The sequence below is a fragment of the Microbacterium gawkjiense genome (genome assembly GCF_031932225.1).
In the GTDB taxonomy this organism is placed as follows: Bacteria; Actinomycetota; Actinomycetes; order Actinomycetales; family Microbacteriaceae; genus Microbacterium; species Microbacterium gawkjiense.
In genome coordinates, this window is sequence record NZ_JAUZVV010000002.1 from 1,308,361 (window position 1) to 1,327,298 (window position 18,938).

An 18,938-nucleotide genomic window follows, 5' to 3' on the forward strand; every position below is an offset into this window, starting at 1 on the left:
CCGAGTCAACGGTGTCGCGTCGCCGACGGCACAGGCCTTGACAGACGGCCGCCGGACTAGGCTTCCCTCCATGGCCGACGACCTCCGTCCCACGGGCAGCACAGTGGTGGCCGCCGCGCTCGCGCTGTTCGCCGAGCACGGCTACGAGCAGACCTCGGTCGAGCAGATCGCGCAGTCGGCGGGCGTCTCGCGATCGACCTTCTTCCGGCAGTTCGGCGGCAAGGACGACGTCGTCTTCGCCGACCACGAGGTCCTGCTCGAGATGCTCCGCACGTATCTCGCCGAGCCCCATGAGAACCCGTGGGCGGCGGTGTGCGAGGCATCGGTGCAGGTGTACCGCCACTTCGCCGCCGACCCCGAGGTCGCCCGGCGCCGCTACGCCGTCGTCCGTCAGGTACCGTCGCTCCGCGACCGCGAGATCGTGACCGTCTTCCGTTACGAGCGACTCTTCGACGACTACCTGCGACGCTCGGTCCCCGGGCTCGACCCCGTCGACGCCGTGGCCTTCGCCGCGGCGGTGACCGCCGTGCACAACCATGTGCTGCGTCGACTACTGCGCGGATCGAAGCGGGTCCCCGCCGCCGTCCTCGAGTCCGCCTATGACGAGCTGCTCCGCCGCTTCGGTGTGCACCCCGACCCCGAGCCGCCGGCGGCGGATGACATCGTCGTCGCGACGTTCCCCCGACGGATGCCGCCCGCCGAGGTCGCACGTCGGCTCGGCTCCCTCCGGTGACACCCAGAGCCTGATACGCCGTTCCACTCTCGGTGGAACTGAATGCCAACCCGGCGTATCCTGGCGCGATGACCACTCCCCTGCCCGGCGGCGCCTCGGGCCGTTACGACGTGCTCGGCCCCCTCGACACCGACTACTACGCCGTCTTCGCCGACATCACGGCCGCCGACCGGGACGTGTGGCAGCGGACGCGGGCCTTCGTCGACGAGGTCGGCGACCGGATGCGCGACGCGTGGGACACCGCCGAGTACCCGCTCGACATCGCCCGGCGCTTCGGCGAGCTCGACCTGCTGAACGACGGGATCGACCACCCGCGGCTCACCCGGCTCTCGCCCCTCGCCGCGGGGCTCGTCAACATGGAGATCTCGCGCGGCGACGGATCCCTCGGCACGGTCCTCGCCGTCCAGGGCGGGCTGGCGCTGCGCACCCTCGCCCTCTTCGGCAGCGACGAGCAGCAGGAGCGCTGGCTGACTCCCATCGCCCGCTTCGAGGTGCCCGCCGCCTTCGCCCTGACCGAACCCGACCACGGCTCCGACTCGGTGTCGCTCGAGACCGTCGCCCGCCGCGACGGCGACGAGTGGGTCATCCGCGGCGCGAAGAAGTGGATCGGCAACGGCGCCTCGGGCGGCATCACCTTCGTGTGGGCGCGGGTCGACGCCGAGGGCGACGAGCACCACGGCAATGTGCGCTGCTTCCTCGTGGAGCAGGACCGGCCCGGCTACACCGGCACCGTCATCGCGGGCAAGGCGTCGCTGCGCGGCATCCATCAGGCTCACATCGCGTTCGACGACGTGCGCGTGCCCGCAGACGCCGTCCTCCCCGGCACGAGGACGTTCAAGGATGCCTCGACCGTGCTGTACGCGACGCGGTCCGGCGTGGCGTGGTCGGCGCTCGGCCACGCGACCGCCTGCTACGAGACCGCGCTGCAGTACGCGCAGCAGCGGGTGCAGTTCGGCAAGCCCCTCGCGCGGTTCCAGATGGTGCAGGAGCGTCTCGCGCACATGCTCGAGGACCTCACCGCGATGCAGCTCTACTGCCGACGCCTCGCCGACCTCGAAACCGCAGGCGGACTGCGCCCCACACAGGCGTCGCTCGCGAAGTTCCACAACACGCGTGCCGCACGGCGGGTCGCCGCGACGGCACGCGACCTGCTGGGCGGCAACGGCATCCTGCTCGAGAACGGGGTCATGCAGCACATGGCCGACATCGAGGCGATCCACACGTACGAGGGCACCGAGTCGGTGCAGGCACTGCTGCTCGGTCGCGACATCACCGGCGTGAGCGCGTTCGCCTGACCCGTCGCCGCAACCCCGTTCCGGCACGGCGGCCGGGCGGGCAGGATGGGCCGCATGTACGAGATCCCCGCGCCGATGCTCGCGAAGTCCGTCCCCGGCATCCCCGATCCGGGCAAGACGGCCGGCGGCCTGCTCTACGAACCGAAATGGGACGGCTTCCGCGCCCTCATCGGCTGGGACGGGTCCGAGGTCGAGATCGGGTCGCGCGGCTCGAAGCCGCTCACCCGCTACTTCCCCGAGCTCGTCGACGCGATCTCCCGTCTCGTGCCCGAGCCGTGCCTGCTCGACGGCGAGATCGTCGTCGCCGACGGCGAGCCGGGCGCGCAGCGGCTGCAGTGGGAGCAGCTGTCGCAGCGCATCCACCCCGCCGCCTCGCGGGTCGCGATGCTGAGCGAGACCACCCCGGCCATGTTCGTCGCGTTCGACCTGCTCGCCCGCGGCGACCGTGACCTGCGCGACGAGCCGTTCGCCGAGCGGCGGGCGCAGCTCGAGGACCTGCTGAGCGAGGTGCCGCATCCGATCCACCTCACCCGCACGACGGGCGACCCGACCGTCGCCGAGCGGTGGCTCGCGGAGTTCGAAGGCGCCGGACTCGACGGCGTCGTCGCAAAACCGCTCGCCCTCCCCTACGCGCCGGGCAAACGCACGATGTTCAAGATCAAGCACGCCCGCACGGCCGACGTCGTCGCGGTGGGCTACCGCATCCATAAGAGCGGCTCCGGCGTCGGATCACTCCTCGTCGGCCTCTACGACGACGACGGGCACCTGCACCAGGTGGGCGGCGTCGCGGCCTGGAGCAACGCGCGCCGACTCGAGCTCATTGATGAACTCGCGCCGCTCGTCGTGCGCGACGAGGACGGCGACGCGGTCACCGGGCAGTCCGACCGGTCGCGCTTCGCGGCATCCAAGGACACCTCCTTCGTGCGGCTGCGCCCCGAAAGGGTGCTCGAAGTGGCCTACGACCAGCTCGAGGGCGACCGCTTCCGACACACCGTGCAGTTCCAGCGCTGGCGACCCGATCGCGACGCCCGGTCGTGCACGTTCGATCAGCTCGAAACCGTCTCGGCGTACGACCTGGCGGACGTGCTCGACTGAGTCAAGGGTCCGCACGAACGGAGGCGGGTCGATAGGGTCTCGGCATGGGCCTGTTCTTCTCCTCCTCCCGCACGGTGCGACCCGACGAGAACAGGCCGCTGCTGGTGACGTCCGCCGGCAAGCCGGGCAGCATGTGGTCCGACGGCTTCGGCACGCTCGCGACCCGCTCGCTGCAGGTGATCATCGTCGGCGTGATCGCGACTGCGCTCATCCTGGGGATGCTGCAGCTCACCGTCGTCGTCATCCCGGTGCTCCTCGCCCTCATCGTCGCCTCGGCGGCGGCGCCTCTCATGGCCTGGCTGCGTCGCCGCGGCATCCCGTCCGTCTTCGCGACGATTCTCACGCTGCTCGCGTTCGTCGTCGTGCTCGGTGGGATCGGCTGGCTGGTCGTCAACGCCGTCCGCGATCAGTTCGACGACCTGTCGAAGAAGGCGCAGGACGGATTCCAGAGCGTGCTCGCCTGGGCCGAGTCGCTGCCGTTCGACATCGACCAGAAACAGATCGACGAGTGGGTCGGCAACGCCACCGACTTCCTCACGAGCGCCCAGTTCGGGTCGGGCGCGCTCGCCGGAGTGAGCGCGGTCGCCAACTTCCTGACCGGGCTCGTCCTCATGATCGTGACACTGTTCTTCTTCCTGAAGGACGGGCCGAAGCTGTGGGAGTTCCTGATCCGCCCCTTCCGCGGGTCGGACTACGACCGTGCGGTGCGGGTCGGGCACAAGACGGTGCAGACCTTCGGCGCCTACCTCCGCGGCACGGCCTCGGTCGCCGCCGTCGACGCGATCGGCATCACGATCGGTCTGCTCATCCTGCAGATCCCGCTCGCAATCCCGCTGGGCGTCCTCGTCTTCCTGCTCGCGTTCATCCCCATCGTCGGAGCCACGGTCGCCGGCATCCTCGCCGCTCTCGTCGCCCTCGTGACGCACGGCTGGGTGATCGCGCTTATCGTGGTCGGCATCGTCGTCCTGGTCAACCAGCTCGAAGGTAATTTCCTGCAGCCGGTGCTCATGGGACGGTCGATGAAGCTGCACGCCTTCGCGGTGCTCATCGCCCTGACGATCGGCACCGTGCTCGGCGGCATCGTCGGCGCGATCCTCGCCGTGCCGCTCACGGCGGCCGTGTGGGGCATCGTCCAGGTGTGGGACGGGCCGAACACGCCCGCCCGGTGGGCACGACGCAAACAACCCATCGAGGAGAAGGTCGACACGGTCACGGCCGGCACGCCGCGCTCCGCTGACTGAGCGTCAGTCCTTCTTCGCGCGCGACGGCTGCACCCGCGGCGGCTCGCCCGGCATCTTGGGGAACTCCGGAGGGAACGGCAGCTCGCCCAGGCCCGCCTCGAGATCGCGCTGCCACCACTCGAGCAGCGTGTCGATGCGTCCGGGCGAGTCCTGCAATCGGTCCCAGGGGTCCCCGGCGTCCGCCAGCCGCTCGGGCACGGTCCGCACGGTGAACGCGGTCGGGTCGACGCCGTCGGCGAGCTCGTCCCAGGTGATCGGGGTCGCGACCGTCGCGCCCGGCAGCGCGCGCGGACTGTAGGCGCCGGCCATCGTGCGGTCGCGGTTGGCCTGGTTGAAGTCGACGAAGATGCGCTCGCCGCGCTCCTCTTTCCACCAGTTCGTCGTGACCCGGTCCGGCATCCGCCGTTCCAGCTCGCGACCCGCGGCGATCACGGCGTGGCGGACGTCGAGGAACTCGTGCGTCGGCTCGATGGGACAGAAGACGTGGATGCCGCGATTGCCGCTCGTCTTCAGCCAGGGCTCGAGCCCGGCCTCGCGCAGCACCTCGCGCAGCACGGGCGCGACGGCGGCGGCATCCGCGAAGTCCGTCCCGGGTTGCGGGTCGAGGTCGATGCGAAGTTCGACCGGGTTGTCGGTGTCGGACGCGAGGGAGGCCCACGGGTGGAAGACGACGGTGTTCATCTGCACGGCCCAGACGGCCGCGGCGATCTCGCCGAGCACCACCTGCGGGTGCCGGCGTCCGCTGTTGTAGGTGCACATCACCTGGTCGACGTAGTCCGGAGTCCCCTTCGGCGGGTTCTTCGAGAAGAAGCTGTCGCCGTCGACCGTGTCGGGGAACCTCTCGAGCGATACCGGGCGGTGCCCGTTCGCGCGCAGGAACGGGACCTCGACGGCGAGGAGGTACTCGGCGAGTTCGTGCTTCGTGATCCCCACCTCGGGGAAGACGACCCGGTTGGGGCTCGAGAGCGAGAGCTCCCTACCTCCGGGCAACTGCAGGGTGATCCGCTCCGACGCCATGCGCCCCACCCTAGGGGTGGACTCGGGGTCGGGACAGGGGCTTGCTCAGGCCTTGTCGTCGTCGTCGGTGTCGGCAGCGGCGTCGACGGCTTCCGCCGCGTCGGCGATCGTGATGAGCGCGTCCAGCTCGGCGCGCTCGATCCGGATCCACGGGCCGGCGGGGTCGATGAGGAATCCGTCGAGCCCCGATTCGCTCTTGAGCGCGGCGCCCAACTGGGCGGCCGTGAGCGGCATGGGCTGATCCTCGCGACGCAGGGTCAGCACCTCGAGCGGGTGCGAGAAGACCTGTAGGTAGCGGCCGCCCTCGGCCGAGCGGGCCTCGGCGACGCCCATCCCCTGGCCGTCGGCTCGCGGGCCTGCCGCGATCCAGGCGCCGCGCGCGACGAGCGCGTCGACGACGGCGCGGGCGGTCTCGTCGGTACGCGGGCCGGCGAGGAGGTTCTTGATCGTGAATTCGGGGTCGGCCTGGTCGAGGCTGCGCTGGATGAGGCCCGTCGGCAGGACGATGCGGCGGCCGGGGCCGGCGTGGTCGAAGACGATGCCGTCGTACCCGGCGTCGATGACGTTGCGGAGGACACGCTGCGACGGCTGGGCCAGGATCGACGTGCTCTGCGCCTCGTCGCCGAGCCCCGCCTGCAGCGCGGCCGCTCCCGTGTAGGCGAGCAGGAACTTCTTGTCGTTCACGATCGAGATCGCGAGACGCAGCGGCTCACCGGCAGCGGCCTGAGCGCGGGCGTCGCCGAGGATGCGCAGGTACAGGGTGCCCTGCAGCGCCTGGCGCATGACGGCGAGGATCGCGGCGTTGTCGACCTCTTCGGGGACTTCCTGCAGCACCGTGCTGAGCAGGGTGTTGTCGGGCATCCCGGGACGGCTCTCGCTCGGGGCGGGCGCGGTCTCGGGGGTCTTCGGCAGACGCTCCGGCTCGGGGGCCGGGCGCGGGACGGGCTTGCCGTAGGTCGAGACCGAGATCGGCACGTGGGGCACCGGCTCGGCATCCGTGTCATCGGCCTGTTCGGCCGCGACGGCGGCGTTGACGTCCTGCTGGACCTCGTCGACGTCGGCCTGCGCGTCGACGGGGACCTCGCCCTTCGGGTCAGAGTCCTTCTTCGGGCGGCGGGAGAACAGGGCCATTGCTTCAGGGTACGCGGGATGCGGGTGGCCGGACGCCGGAGTTCAGCTCTCCGGGGTCCGGCCGGTCGTCATCGCTTCGACGCGCGGTAGCCGGCCTTCCTGGCTGCGGCCTCGGTCGCGAAGCACTGCTCGGGGTGAGTCGCCTTGTAGAACTGGCCGCCCGGCACGTGGTAGATCCAGTCCGTCGTATGCCGAGTGGTCTGGTTGCCCTTGATGGGATGACTCTTCGGGCAGGACGTCTTGCTGACGGGCTTGGCGACCGCACTCGCGACGGTCTTCGCTTTGACTGCCGCGGTCGCCTTGGAGGTGGTGGTCACCGTCGCGTACCCGGACTTCTTTCCCGTGACCTTGACGGTGATCTTCTTGCCCTTCACGCCGGACGTCAGGGTCAGGGTCTTCCCCTTCGCCTTCGCGATCGCCTTGCCGTTCGCGTACCACTGATAGGTGAGCTTCATCCCGGAGCCCCACTTTCCGGGGTTCGCCGTCAGCTTCTGCCCGACCTTCGCCGTCCCCTTGATGGTGGGAGTGGCGGACTGACTTACCTTGGGCGTCGCCTTCGCCGTTTTGGCGGCGGTGACGTATCCCGCCTTCTTGCCGGTGACCTTGACGGTCACCTTCTTGCCGACGAGGGATGCCGGGAGTTTGTAGGTCGACTTCGTGGCGCCCTTGATCGCCTTGCCGGACGCGTACCACTGGTAACCGAGCGTGGTGCCCTTGGTCCACGTCCCCGTCTTCGCAGTGAGTGTCCCCCCGACCTTGGCCGTCCCGCTGATCGAGGGTGTCGCGGACTGCAGCGCTCCTGCGGTGACCGCGGACGTCTCGGCGCTGCGCTTGAACTGCAGGGCATCGTCAGCGGGGTAGCCCGTCTCGGCGAGAGCCGCATAGACGTCGACCGACACGCGAGCACCGAGCGCCTCGGGACCGACGGTGATCGTCGACGCCGTCCCGTTCGCAAGCAGGGTGTCGCCCGCGTACCAGGCGTAGCCGAGTTCGACGTCCGACGGCCAGACCCCGCGAGACGCGGAGAGCTTCTTGCCGACGACCGGGCTTCCGGAGATGACCGGATCGCTCGCCGCGCCCGCGAGCGTATCGACGTTCGCGCTGATGCCGTCGATCGTCGCACCGTCGACCACGATCGGTGCCGAGAGATCCAGAGAAGCGGCGTCGTCCCACCACTCGGTGAAGCTGGTGATCCCGTCGCCGTCGTCGTACCCCAGCTCGTTGAAGCCCACTCGATACTCGCCGGCGGGAAGGCCCGCGATCAGGTAGGTGCCGTCACGTGCGATGGGCGCCGAGTAGACGTAGAAGGACCCCTCGCCGTCGAGCAGCCACGCGCTCGCGACGCCGTCTCCGACAGCGATCCGGTCGCCGCTCACGCTGCCCGAGATCGCACCGAGTGACGCCGTCTCGTCGGCCGACGCCGCTTGGGGCATCGCTCCCACGGATCCTGCCACCAGTGCCACTCCGGCCGCATACGCGACCGACCGACGACGCCATGACGCGCCCATGCGCTTCCCCAGTCTCGCGACCCCCGCCGCGTGCTATCAGCGGATTCCCAGCGAACCGCTGGGCTCAGTGTTGCACATGCGGAGAGTCGCGGTGGTCACAGCTTGGTGATGGGCGCGACCTTGATCAGCAGCTTCTTCGGACCCGCGGTGTCGAAGCGCACGTGCGCGACGCGCTTCGCGCCTTCGCCGGTGACCATGTCGACCTTGCCCTCGCCGAAATCGTCGTGACGGATGCGGTCGCCTGCCGCCAGCTCCATGTCGCCGTTGTCGCGGATCTTCGCCGGGATGCGATTGGCGAACTTCGCGAGCGCGTCGGACTTCTCACGGGGCGGCAGCGGCACGAGGTCGTCGCCGTAGCGGTTCGAGCCGCCGAAGCGGGATCCGCCCGATCGCCCGTTGAGCGCCCGTGACTGCGTCCCGCCGCGCGAGTTCACGTCGCCCGGCGACTGCCGCCAGTCGATGAGCTCGTGCGGGATCTCCTGCAGGAAGCGGCTCGGCATCGCCGCAGACACCTCGCCGAACTGCGCGCGGGTCATCGCCAACGAGAGGTGCAGACGCTTGCGGGCGCGGGTGAGGGCGACGTAGAACAAACGCCGCTCCTCCTGCGGTCCGCCGGGCTCCCCCGCCGAGATGCGGTGCGGGATGAGGTCCTCCTCGACACCGGTGACGAACACGGCGTCGAACTCGAGGCCCTTCGCGGTGTGCATCGTCATGAGCGAGACCGAACCACTGGCGTCGTCGAGGTCGTCGGCATCCGACACCAGCGTCACCTCGGTGAGGAAGTCGAGCAGCGTGCCGTCGGGGTTGTTGCGGGCGAACTCGCGCGTGACCGCGACGAGCTCGTCGAGGTTCTCGACGCGGGCCTCGTCCTGCGGGTCCTTCGACATGCGCAGGGCGTCGTAGTAGCCGGACCTGTTCAGCAGGACGTGGAGCCCCTCGGTCACCGACGTCGACGGCGCGATCTCGCCCGAGCTCGGCAGCATGATTTCGGATGCCTCGGCGAGGACCGCGTCGAGGTCGGCGATCGCCTTCTGCACCTTCGCGCCGACGCCGAGTGCGGAGGAGTTCGCGAGCGCGTCGCGGAAAGTGATCCCCTCGGATGCCGCATAGCGGGCGATCGCGGTCTCGGTGACGTCGCCGATGCCGCGGCGGGGCTTGTTGAGGATGCGGCGCACCGCCATCTCGTCGGCGGGGTTCGCGACCGAGACGAGGTAGGCCAGCGCGTCCTTGATCTCGGCGCGCTCGTAGAACTTCGTGCCGCCCATGATCTTGTACGGGACGGCCGAGCGAATGAAGATCTCCTCGAGCGCACGGGACTGCGAGTTGGTGCGGTAGAACACCGCCATCTGCGCGTAATCGACGCCCTTGCGGTGCAGCGCTTCGATCTCGTCGGCCACGAACTGCGCCTCGTCGTGCTGCGAGTAGCCGGTGAAGCCGATGATCGGGTCGCCGTCGCCGACGTCGGTCCACAGCTTCTTGTCCTTGCGGTCGAAGTTGTGGCCGATGACGGCGTTGGCGGCCGACAGGATGTTCTGCGTCGAGCGGTAGTTCTGCTCGAGGAGCACGACCTTCGCGCCGGGGAAGTCGCGCTCGAACTCGCTGATGTTGCGGATGTCCGCCCCGCGGAAGGCGTAGATCGACTGGTCGGAGTCACCGACGACGGTGAGCGACGCTCCCTCGACCTCAGGGGCCTCGTCGGGCTCGAAGATCATCATGCCGCCGCTGGAGAAGGCGTCACCGGCTTTGCCGACCACGGGGCGGGTCAGCTCGTGGATGAGCGCGTACTGGGCGTGGTTGGTGTCCTGGTACTCGTCGACGAGGATGTGCCGGAACCTCTTGCGGTAGACGTCGGCGACGTGCGGGAACGCGCGGAACAGGTAGACGGTCTGCGCAATCAGGTCGTCGAAGTCGAAGGCGTTCGCCTTCTGCAGCGACCGCTGGTAGTCGGCGAAGATGTCGACGAAGACGCGCTCGGCGGGGTCGCTCATGTTCGCCTGGCGCGCGTAGGACTCGGCATCCGCCAACTCGTTCTTGAGCTTGGAGATGCGGCCCTGGACGGCCGCGGGGGTGAATCCGAACGAGTCGCCCTCGTGCTCTTTCACGAGGCGCTTGATGAGGGCGCGGGAGTCGCCCGAGTCGTAGATGGTGAAGCTCTTCGTGAAGCCGAACTGGTCGGCCTCGCGGCGCAGGATGCGCACGCAGGCGGAGTGGAACGTCGAGATCCACATGCCCTGGGCGCTCTCGCCGACGAGCTGCCGGACGCGCTCGCGCATCTCGCCCGCGGCCTTGTTCGTGAAGGTGATGGCGAGGATCTGGCTGGGGTACGCCTCGCGCGTGCGCAGCAGCGACGCGATGCGCCGCGTCAGGACGCTCGTCTTACCCGAGCCGGCGCCGGCGATGATCAGCAGCGCCGGACCGCGGTGGATGACGGCCTCGCGCTGCGGCGGGTTGAGCCCTGCCAGCAGGTCCTCGTCGGGGCGGGAATCGCCGGCGGGGCGGGACGCTCCGGCGCCGACGATCACGGGCTTGATGGAGTCGCTCATGTCCCCACGAGTCTACGTTCGCCCACCGACATCGATCCCGCCCGGCCGCGGTCAGGGCAGGGCGTCCGAGACCCGTCTCGAGATGTCGGTCATCCGTCCCAGCGTCGCCGCCAGCCAGAGCCCCGGTTGGTCGTGCGTGTCGGTGGCCTCGTCGGGGGCGGGCAGCGACGCGCCGTAGGCGTCGATGTCGCGCCACGCGGCATCCGTCCGCGCCCCCGTCTCGGCGTCTCCCGGCGGCGTCGCGAGCAGGTCCGCGACGGACCTCATCGCCGTGGCGAGCGCCTGCGGATCGCCGTGCCGCTCGTCGAGCCGTTCGTGCTGCGCCAGGACGTCAAGCAGGTCGCGGGCGAGATACGTCGCGCGCTCGAGACCCCACCACCGCTGCGCGTTCTCGTCGTGCACACCGCCGACACCGCGGGCGCGGATGTTGGCGCGCTCGGACCGGGACGCCTCGTCGACGTCGGCGGACACCGCGATCGACAGCTCGGCGAGCGCCTCGCCGTCCTCGCGCAGCACCCCGGCGTCGGGCCGGCCCTGGGCCACGGAGTCCGCCGCACGGTCGAGCGCGGTGGCGACGGCGGCGCGCAGCTCGGACAACCGGTCGCGCGCCGACTGCAGGTACAGCGGCGGCACGAGCACGTAGTTCGCGACGACCCCCACGAGCACCCCGAAGGCCATCGTGGCGAGGTACGAGGACGAGAAGCCGTCGGGATCGTTCTTGCTGAGCAGGAGGACGAAGAGCCCGGCCAGAGCCACCCAGTCCCGGCCGACACCGAGGGCACGGATGCCGCCGACCGCCACGCCGACCAGCACCACCGCACCGACGGCGACGATCCCCGGAGCGCCCGAGGCGACGATCGCGAGGCCTCCGAACCCGACCGCGATGCCGCAGGCCAGGCCGACGAGCGACTGGACGCCCGCGCGGGCGGAGTCCGCCACGGTCGGGTACATGCTGACGAGCACACCGAGGGGGGCGTAGTAGGAGTAGTCCGCGTCGGCGAACGGGACGAGGGGCGCGAAGAACCACGCCACCGCGGCCGCGACCGCGGTCTTGAGCGCGAGGATCAGTCGTCGCGGCGTGAACACGTCGCCTCCGGCCCGACGCACGCCGAGCGCGACCTGCGCCGCGGTGCGTCGAGGAAGCGAGGGGGCCATGCCGGAACCGTAGCCGCGCACGCGCCACCCCCGCGGCCCCCTTGCGTCCACGGCGGCGGCGTCGTAGCCGTCCGCGATCAGCGCGTGAGTGCGCGCGGCAGTCCGGGCGAGACAGCGGCGACGCCCGTCGCCCCCCGTCGCGCGCTCAAGGTCCGCCGACGCCGAGTCGGCGGGGCGTGGACGTCCGAAGGGGTGGGGAGGCGAAGCATCCCCCAGGCGAACAGCGCGGCGAGGGTGGCCGGCACGATGGGGCCCGCCGCCGCGGCAACCGAACCCGACACGAGGACGGCGGTCACGACCAGGAGCGGTACGAGCACGATCTCGTCGCGGAGGAGCGCGACCGCCGTGATCGCCCCCGGTCGGGAACGTCGCTTCGGGGTCACCCAGAAGGTCGCGCGTCGACCGAGGGCCGTCCGGATCACGGCGGCGAGGACCACGAACGTCGTGGACGCGTACAGCAGGCCGGCGGTCAGCGCGAAGGCGACACCGGCGGCCGGGCGCTGGGACCGCGCCCGGCGGACGGCTTCGGGGAGGAGCGGAGCCGCTGCCGCGACGGCGGAGACGATCATGCCCCAGACCGGCGGCGGCGCGCCGAGGCCCGCCAGCGCCGCCCCGGTGATGAGCGTCGCAGCCCCCGCGAGCGCCGTCACGGGGACGAGCGCAGTCTCGAGCGCCAGATCGAGGCCCTCGCGTAGCCGCATTCCACGCATCCGCCCGGGATGCCGCAGGAACTCCACCGCTCCCTCGGCGGTCTTGCGCAACTGCACCCGGAACGCCGCGTAGTCGATCGGGTAGTCCTCGGAGAAGCCGACGTCGGCGTCGACGATCCGCCAGCCCCGGCGACGCAGCCGGACGGTCATGGCGAGGTCCTCCGCGACGGCCTCGGGGAAGCCGCCGACGTCCTCGACGGCCGCAGCCCGGACGAGCGCGCCGCGCCCGAGGAACGCCGTCACTCCGTGCGCACCCCGGCCACGTCGGGTGACGCCGAGGTGGGTCGCGAGGAGGGGACCGAAGTAGCGCGCGAAGCGACTGCGGCCGGGGGATGCCGCCGGTGCAGCCTGGGCCACCGCGACCCCCGGGTCGGCCAGGACCGCGCTGCACACCCGCGCCACGCCGCTGCCCAGGACGACGTCGCTGTCGCAAATCAGATACGCGTCATACCGTCCACGCAGCCGGGCGATCCCGGCGTTGAGGTTGCCGGCCTTGAAACCGGTCCGCTCCGGGCGCCGGATGGCGGTCCATCCGTGCGCGGCCGCGAGGGCATCGACCCGCGCCATGACTTCCGGCTCGCGCGAGTCATCGAGGAGCACGACGTCGACCGGCAGGTCCTGTCGCGAGCTGCGGACCACCGCCGCCGCATCCAGATCGTCGCAGACGCAGACGAGCAGGGCGATGCGGTCGGGCCGCGCGCCGGGGGCGGGATGCGGGACACGCTGCGGAGACGACGCCCGCAGCCACAGCGCGACGGCCCGCCCGCCGGAGATCCACGTGAGCGCGCTCGCCGCGGCGAACGCGATCGCGAGAGGCGAGTTCTGCGCGGCCGCCCACATCACCAGCGGCACGGCGAGGGCGACCCACACGGCACCGACGACCAGGGTCGAAGCGCGCGCCGTCCAGCCGCTCACAGAAGGCGCCGTTCGGATGCCCACACGGTCAACTCGTGTCGCGACGACAGTTGCAGCTTCCGCAGCACCGACGAGACGTGGGTCTCCACGGTCTTGACCGAGATGTAGAGCTCCTGCGCGACCTCCTTGTAGGAGTAGCCGCGCGCGATCAGCCGCATCACCTCCTGCTCGCGCCCCGAGAGCCGATCCAGTTCGTCGTCGACGGCGGCCGTTTCGCCCGCCGCCGCACCGAAGGCGTCGAGCACGAAACCCGCGAGGCGCGGGGAGAACACCGCATCCCCGTCGGCGACCGCGCGCACCGCCCGGCTGACGTCGGCACCGGACGACCCCTTGGTGATGTACCCGCGGGCGCCGGCTCGGATCACGCGCACGACATCGGCCGCGGCATCCGACACGCTCAGCGCGAGGAAGCGCGCCGGAGTGCCGGCCGACCCGAGGATGACGGCCTCGCCGCCCAAGGAGGCCGCGGCGCCGTCCCCTCCCGGCAGGTGCACGTCCAGCAGGACGACGTCGGGGCCCTCCGCGGCGATGACCGCCACAGCGCTCTCGACGTCGGCGGCCTCGCCGACGACGTGCACCGACGCGTCGAGATCGGCCCGGAGACCGGAGCGGAAGATGGAGTGGTCATCGACGATGACCACTCGCAGCGGTGCGACGCCCGACTCAGTCACGCCGTGCCCCTGACGTCGGCATGCTGAGTCTGACCTCGGTGCCGGTCACCTCGGGGACCGATCGGATGACGGCGGAGCCGCCGACCCGCCGCATCCGTCCGATGATCGACTCGCGGACCCCCCAGCGGTCCGCCGGCACCGCTGCCGGGTCGAACCCGTCACCGCGGTCCCGGATGAACACGTCGACGGCGGATGCCGCGCCCTCGATGTACACCGAGACGTCACCGCCCGCATGACGCGCCGCGTTGAGCATGGCCTCGCGCGCCGCGGCCGCGAGTTCGCCACTGGCTCGCTCGGCGGAGCTGCCCGTCGAGACGACGTCGATGCGCACGGGGAAGTCGAGCTCGAGCGCCCCGGCGTAGTCGCGCAGGTCGGTGGGCAGATCGCTGTCGGCCGGCGAGTCGCCGTCGTACAGCCAGGCGCGCAACTCCCGCTCCTGTGCACGGGCGATGCGGGACACCTCGCTCGAGGCCTCGGATCGATTCTGGATGAGCGCCAGAGTCTGCAGGACCGAGTCGTGCAGGTGGGCCGCCATCGCCGCACGCTGCTCGTCGCGCACCCGCCCGATCCTGTCGTCGACGAGGCGCCGCCAGGCCTGGAGCAGAGCGGATGCAGCGATAGCCACCGCACCCGCGACGGGAACGACAAGGTCACCGAGCACCGCACGCCCGCCCCGCTGCTCCGCCGTCGGGACGACGATCATCACGACGACGGCGAGCGCGAAGGCAGAGAGAGTGCGGACGATCGCCGCGTGACGGGGGCCGCGGGCGGGGTCATCCCGATCAACGGCGCCCGCCCAGACACCGGCGGAGGTCGCGAGGACGGTGACCGTCCAGACCCAGGGCAGCGTCGACCAGAACCTGAAGCTGTACCCCGTCAGCTCCCCCGTCCGAAACCAGACCCAGAGCGACCGCCCGTCCGCCGCGGAGAGCAGGAGGCCCGCGAGCGCAGCGCCCGCCCCCGTCAGCAACACCCAGGCGACGGGAACGCGGCGTGTGGGCGTCGTGTCGCCGGCGCGCATCGGCATCAGCGCCCAGCACCAGGCGTAGAAGAGCAACCCGACGCCGCACAGGCCGGCCAGGACGAACAGGACCCGCACCCGCAGGGCGGAGACCCCGAGATGGTCCGCGAGTCCCGCCGCGACCCCGGACACCGCCATCACCCGCGGGCGGGCGAGCGGGATGCGGTGGGGCCGCCGCGCGGGGCGGGCCGGGCGCACCGGGCGCACCGCGGCATCCGACACGGTCGAGGGGGAGGACATGTCCACATCACACCATCTCCCACCCGGGACGACCATCGCCCGGAAGGATGATCAGGGACGGATCAGGGTGACCCCCGATTCCGACGGATGCCGCACCCCGGCACGATCGGAGCATGGAATCCCAGCCCACGCTCGCTCCGCCTGCCGACCCGCCGCCCCCTCGACCGAGCCGCGGCGATCGCTTCTTCGGCTGGACCTCGTCTCTGGGGGTCGTGCGCGCCGACGGCTGGTTCGGCGGCGTCGCTGCCGGAGTGGCCGCACGCTGGGGCGTCGACCCGCTCATCGTGCGGGGCATCCTCGTCGTCCTGGGTGTGATCGGGATTCCCATCGCCCTCCTCTACGGTGCAGCGTGGGCCGTCCTGCCCGACGCGGACGGCCGGATCCCGGCGCAGGAGGCCCGTGACGGCCGGTTCCACGCTGGGCAGGTCGGTGCCGCGATCTTCATCGCCGCATCCTTCGTGCCGTCGCCGATCGGGCTTCTCTTGGGGCTCCCGGCATCCTCGGTCTTCGCCGGGGTGGCTTCGGATGGCTTAGCCGCCGTCACGGTCATCGTCGCATCCGCCGCGATCCTGTTCGCCGTGATCGTGGCGCTCCTCCCCCGCCGACGCGTCGGTGCGACGCCGCCCCCGCCGCAGCCTGACGCGAGCGACCCCGTCGACGAGCCCGTCCGTCCGGAGGAGCCTGCGGCACCCGGCCGGGAGGCGGACGACGACGAACTCGCCCGGTGGCGCGAGCAACACGCCGAATGGAAGGCGCAGGACCAGGCATGGCGACGAGAGCAGCAGGATGCCGCTCGCGCCGCCCGTGACCAGTTGCGGCGCGAACGTCAGGAGCGCACCGCGGCCTTCGCCGCGGAAGCCGCCGCACGCCGGCGGGAGCGTCAGACGGTCGCGCCTCGTGCGCCGCACGCTTTCGTGGCACTCGCGATCGGTGCGGCCCTGATCACCGGCACGATCGTCGCCCTGACCGCGCAGGCGGCGGATCCGATCGCGTCGGGCCTGTTCGTCGCGGCCCTCGTCCTCGCGGGGGCGATGACGGTCGCCGGGATCCTGCGCCGTCGGAGCGGGTTCCTCGCCTTCGTCACGACCCTGACCCTCGTGGGCGGCCTGGCGGCGACGGGCTTCACCGTCGCGCGCGTACTCCACCTGGGGAGTTGGGGGATCTCGAACGTCGAAGGACCCTTCTCGTCCGAGGCCGACCCCTTCGTGCAGCCCTGGGGTGACCTCTCGATCTCGCTCCAGGACACCGGTGAGGAAGGGATCACGCGGGTGGAGAAGCGATCCGGAGCAACCAGCGTCTACATCAACACCCGCGTGAGGGTCGACGTGACGATCGTCACGGAGACCGCCGCCGTGGGGGTGTCGAGGCCCTCCGAGGGATGGGTCGATGTCGGCGAATTCGAGGACGTGGCCCGGACGACGACATCGGACGGCCGGACACGGTACTCGTTCGCCCTGGGCGGCGAGTCAGCGCGCACCACCGAAACACTCGTGATCGAGCAGGACTCCGGGTACATCGACCTCAACCCGGAAGCAGACATCGCCCCGGAAGGACCGTCCTCATGACCGACGCGCGCAGCGACATCGACGCCGGCCCCGACACCGCGGCATCCGCTGTTCCCGGTCCTCGCATCCGCTGGGCGGCCGTCGTGTGGGGCATCGCCTTCGCGGCGATCGCCGCCGCCGGGTCCGCCGTCGCCGGGTCCGCCGCCGCGATGGACACGCTCACCGACACCCTCGCGAGCGCCGAGCCGAGCGGCGCGATAGCGGTGCTGCTTCTCGTCGTCGGCGCCCTGGTCACGGTCGGGGCGATCGCCGGACTGCTGCGCGGCGCGCAACGTTCGTTCGGACGCCGCGCCATGCATCAAACGAGCCCGGAGTCAAGCCGCCAGACCTGAATCCGTAGAGGTCATACCGTCGGACTGTCGCGCCGCAGGCGACGTACCGACGGGCCCGCCGCAGCCCGGAACACCCGCAGGAGTGGCCGTGACCGAACCGCCCGCCGAACCGATCACCTCGGGGATGCTCGATGGGCGCTACGTCCTCGGGCGCTGCGTCGGTCAGGGCGGCATGGCGCGGGTGTACCGCGCTGAAGACGTCGTCCTGGGTCGCACCGTTGCGATCAAGATCATGCGCACCGAGGCGGAGCATCCCGCGATCCCGCCGCGTGCGCGCACCGAGATGTCCCTGCTCGCGTCCCTGAACCACCCGTCACTCGTCACGCTCTTCGACGCGAAGGTCGTCCCGGGCCAGCCCGAGTACCTCGTGATGGAGTTCGTCGAGGGCACGTCGCTTGCCGTCGCGTTGCAGGACGGACCTCTGGATGCCGCCGAGACCGCCGGCATCGCCGCGGAACTCGCGTCGGGTCTCGACACGGTCCACCGTGCGGGCATCGTCCACCGCGACGTCAAGCCGTCGAACGTGCTGCTCGCCGCCTCGACGACGCCGGGGCGCAGGTTCTGGCCGAAGCTCGCCGACTTCGGTGTCGCCTACCTCGCCGACAGCACACGGCATACGAGCCCCGGCACGGTCATCGGGACGGCCGCCTACCTCGCCCCCGAGCAGGTCCGCGGCGAACCCGCCGGTCCCCCCGCCGACGTCTACGCTCTCGGTCTGCTGCTGCTCGAGACGATCACGGGCGACCGGGCCTTCCCCGAGGCATCCGGGATCGGTCGTGTCATGGCCCGCCTCGTCGAGACCCCCGAGATCCCGGTGTGGCTCGGCCCCGAATGGTCGGAGTTGATCGCGTCGATGATCGCGCGCGAGCCCGCCGACAGACCCACCGCGGCGCAGGTCGCCTGCCGCGCCCGCTCACTCCCCCGTGACGTCGTCCGCCCGACGCGGCCTGCCACCGCCACCCTCGACGAGGACACGCAGGCGTTCGACGCGATGGCTGCGGCGCCCGCGCTCGTCGGCGCGGCGTCCGCGCCGACCGCCCTGCAGGATCACGTCCCCCGCACCCGCCGCGCCTCGCGATCGGCACGTCGCACGCGGCGGATGCGCGTCTGGCTTCTCACCGGGGCGGCGACCGTGATCGTCGCCGCCTACATCCTCGTCGGCGCTCTCTGGGCCGGCGGCGCGCCGGGTGAGGCGCCCGCGCCCGAGCAGACGCTGACCGAGCCGACGACACCGGCCCCCGCCGAGCTCGTCGCGGACGACGACAGCGACTCCGCCGTCGTCACGGTCGATCAGCCCGACGACCGGGCGTCGACGACGGATACCCCGACCCAGTCGGTCGCGCCCGCGCAGCCCGCATCGGGCGTCGCTCCCGCGAACACTCAAGACGCCGGTGACGAACCGAGCCAGCGGGCGCAGGACAGGGCGAACGAGAAGGCGAAGGAGCGCGCCGCGGACAAGGCCGCCGTCCACGGTAAGACCCCGAACGTCGGCAAGGGCCAGGAGAACGCGAAGGACAAGGACAAGAACGGCAAGAACGACAACGGCAAAGGCAAGGGCGCGAACGGATGAACCGCGTCACACGGGGACACCGGACGTCATCCCGGGTCATGACCCGACCGGAGGTCGGAGCCTCGGGTTAGCGTGAGGTCATCGCGACGGTCCGGGTGGTCCCGGGCACCGGGTCATACCGGATGTGAAGCGGGTTCGACTCCCGCCGTCGCGTCGGACGCGAGGTCGACCGACCTGAGCCTCGACCGGACAGCCT

15 protein-coding genes are annotated in these 18,938 nt (G+C 71.1%); 7 read left to right on the forward strand and 8 right to left on the reverse strand.

Features of this window, described 5'->3' with window-relative positions; translation table 11 throughout:
* Positions 1 to 70 precede the first annotated feature (70 nt).
* The 4 genes from Q9S71_RS14520 to Q9S71_RS14535 all read left to right on the forward strand — a co-directional run bounded on the left by Q9S71_RS14520 (position 71) and on the right by Q9S71_RS14535 (position 4,364).
* Positions 71 to 733, forward strand: a complete 663-nt coding sequence (locus tag Q9S71_RS14520; protein WP_217531573.1) for a TetR/AcrR family transcriptional regulator — start codon at positions 71 to 73, stop codon at positions 731 to 733.
* Between the two features lie 68 nt (positions 734 to 801).
* Positions 802 to 2,028 carry an acyl-CoA dehydrogenase family protein gene (locus tag Q9S71_RS14525; protein WP_311863169.1) on the forward strand — a complete coding sequence of 409 codons (1,227 nt, stop codon included), beginning with the start codon at positions 802 to 804 and terminating at the stop codon, positions 2,026 to 2,028.
* Between the two features lie 54 nt (positions 2,029 to 2,082).
* On the forward strand, positions 2,083 to 3,123 hold the full coding sequence (locus tag Q9S71_RS14530; RefSeq protein ID WP_311863171.1) for an ATP-dependent DNA ligase: 1,041 nt from the start codon (positions 2,083 to 2,085) through the stop codon (positions 3,121 to 3,123).
* Positions 3,124 to 3,167: 44 nt separating this feature from the next.
* Positions 3,168 to 4,364, forward strand: a complete 1,197-nt coding sequence (locus tag Q9S71_RS14535; RefSeq protein ID WP_311863173.1) for an AI-2E family transporter — start codon at positions 3,168 to 3,170, stop codon at positions 4,362 to 4,364.
* A gap of 3 nt (positions 4,365 to 4,367) precedes the next feature.
* On the opposite strand, the gene ligD is transcribed toward Q9S71_RS14535, so the two are convergent.
* From ligD to Q9S71_RS14575, 8 genes are all read right to left on the reverse strand, one after another.
* Positions 4,368 to 5,381, reverse strand: a complete 1,014-nt coding sequence (gene ligD / locus Q9S71_RS14540) for a non-homologous end-joining DNA ligase (protein ID WP_311863175.1) — start codon at positions 5,379 to 5,381, stop codon at positions 4,368 to 4,370.
* A 45-nt stretch (positions 5,382 to 5,426) separates the two neighbouring features.
* On the reverse strand, positions 5,427 to 6,512 hold the full coding sequence (locus Q9S71_RS14545; RefSeq protein ID WP_311863177.1) for an SseB family protein: 1,086 nt from the start codon (positions 6,510 to 6,512) through the stop codon (positions 5,427 to 5,429).
* Positions 6,513 to 6,580: 68 nt separating this feature from the next.
* Entirely contained in the window at positions 6,581 to 7,945 is a 1,365-nt protein-coding gene (locus Q9S71_RS14550) for a sunset domain-containing protein (protein WP_311863317.1), read from the reverse strand.
* Between the two features lie 170 nt (positions 7,946 to 8,115).
* Entirely contained in the window at positions 8,116 to 10,563 is a 2,448-nt protein-coding gene (locus Q9S71_RS14555; protein WP_311863179.1) for an ATP-dependent helicase, read from the reverse strand.
* Positions 10,564 to 10,614: 51 nt separating this feature from the next.
* Positions 10,615 to 11,718: an aromatic acid exporter family protein gene (locus tag Q9S71_RS14560; protein ID WP_064002396.1), complete on the reverse strand. Its 1,104-nt coding sequence runs from the start codon at positions 11,716 to 11,718 to the stop codon at positions 10,615 to 10,617.
* A gap of 77 nt (positions 11,719 to 11,795) precedes the next feature.
* The gene (locus Q9S71_RS14565; RefSeq protein WP_311863182.1) at positions 11,796 to 13,343 is read right to left on the reverse strand and encodes a glycosyltransferase family 2 protein; all 1,548 of its coding nucleotides are present in this window, start codon (positions 13,341 to 13,343) and stop codon (positions 11,796 to 11,798) included.
* On the reverse strand, positions 13,340 to 14,014 hold the full coding sequence (locus Q9S71_RS14570; protein WP_311863185.1) for a LuxR C-terminal-related transcriptional regulator: 675 nt from the start codon (positions 14,012 to 14,014) through the stop codon (positions 13,340 to 13,342). Before Q9S71_RS14570 ends, Q9S71_RS14565 begins: the two co-directional genes overlap by 4 nt.
* Positions 14,007 to 15,275, reverse strand: coding sequence for an ATP-binding protein (locus tag Q9S71_RS14575; protein WP_311863186.1), 1,269 nt, complete (start codon positions 15,273 to 15,275; stop codon positions 14,007 to 14,009). Before Q9S71_RS14575 ends, Q9S71_RS14570 begins: the two co-directional genes overlap by 8 nt.
* 113 nt (positions 15,276 to 15,388) lie before the next feature.
* Between Q9S71_RS14575 and Q9S71_RS14580 the strand changes: the two genes are divergently transcribed.
* The 3 genes from Q9S71_RS14580 to Q9S71_RS14590 all read left to right on the forward strand — a co-directional run bounded on the left by Q9S71_RS14580 (position 15,389) and on the right by Q9S71_RS14590 (position 18,742).
* Positions 15,389 to 16,840 (forward strand): PspC domain-containing protein, encoded by a 1,452-nt coding sequence (locus tag Q9S71_RS14580; RefSeq protein ID WP_311863188.1) that lies wholly within the window; start codon positions 15,389 to 15,391, stop codon positions 16,838 to 16,840.
* The gene (locus tag Q9S71_RS14585; protein WP_311863190.1) at positions 16,837 to 17,172 is read left to right on the forward strand and encodes a hypothetical protein; all 336 of its coding nucleotides are present in this window, start codon (positions 16,837 to 16,839) and stop codon (positions 17,170 to 17,172) included. The genes Q9S71_RS14580 and Q9S71_RS14585 overlap by 4 nt, the downstream gene beginning before the upstream one ends.
* Positions 17,173 to 17,260: 88 nt before the next feature.
* Positions 17,261 to 18,742 (forward strand): serine/threonine-protein kinase, encoded by a 1,482-nt coding sequence (locus Q9S71_RS14590; protein ID WP_311863192.1) that lies wholly within the window; start codon positions 17,261 to 17,263, stop codon positions 18,740 to 18,742.
* The last annotated feature ends 196 nt before the right edge of the window (positions 18,743 to 18,938 follow it).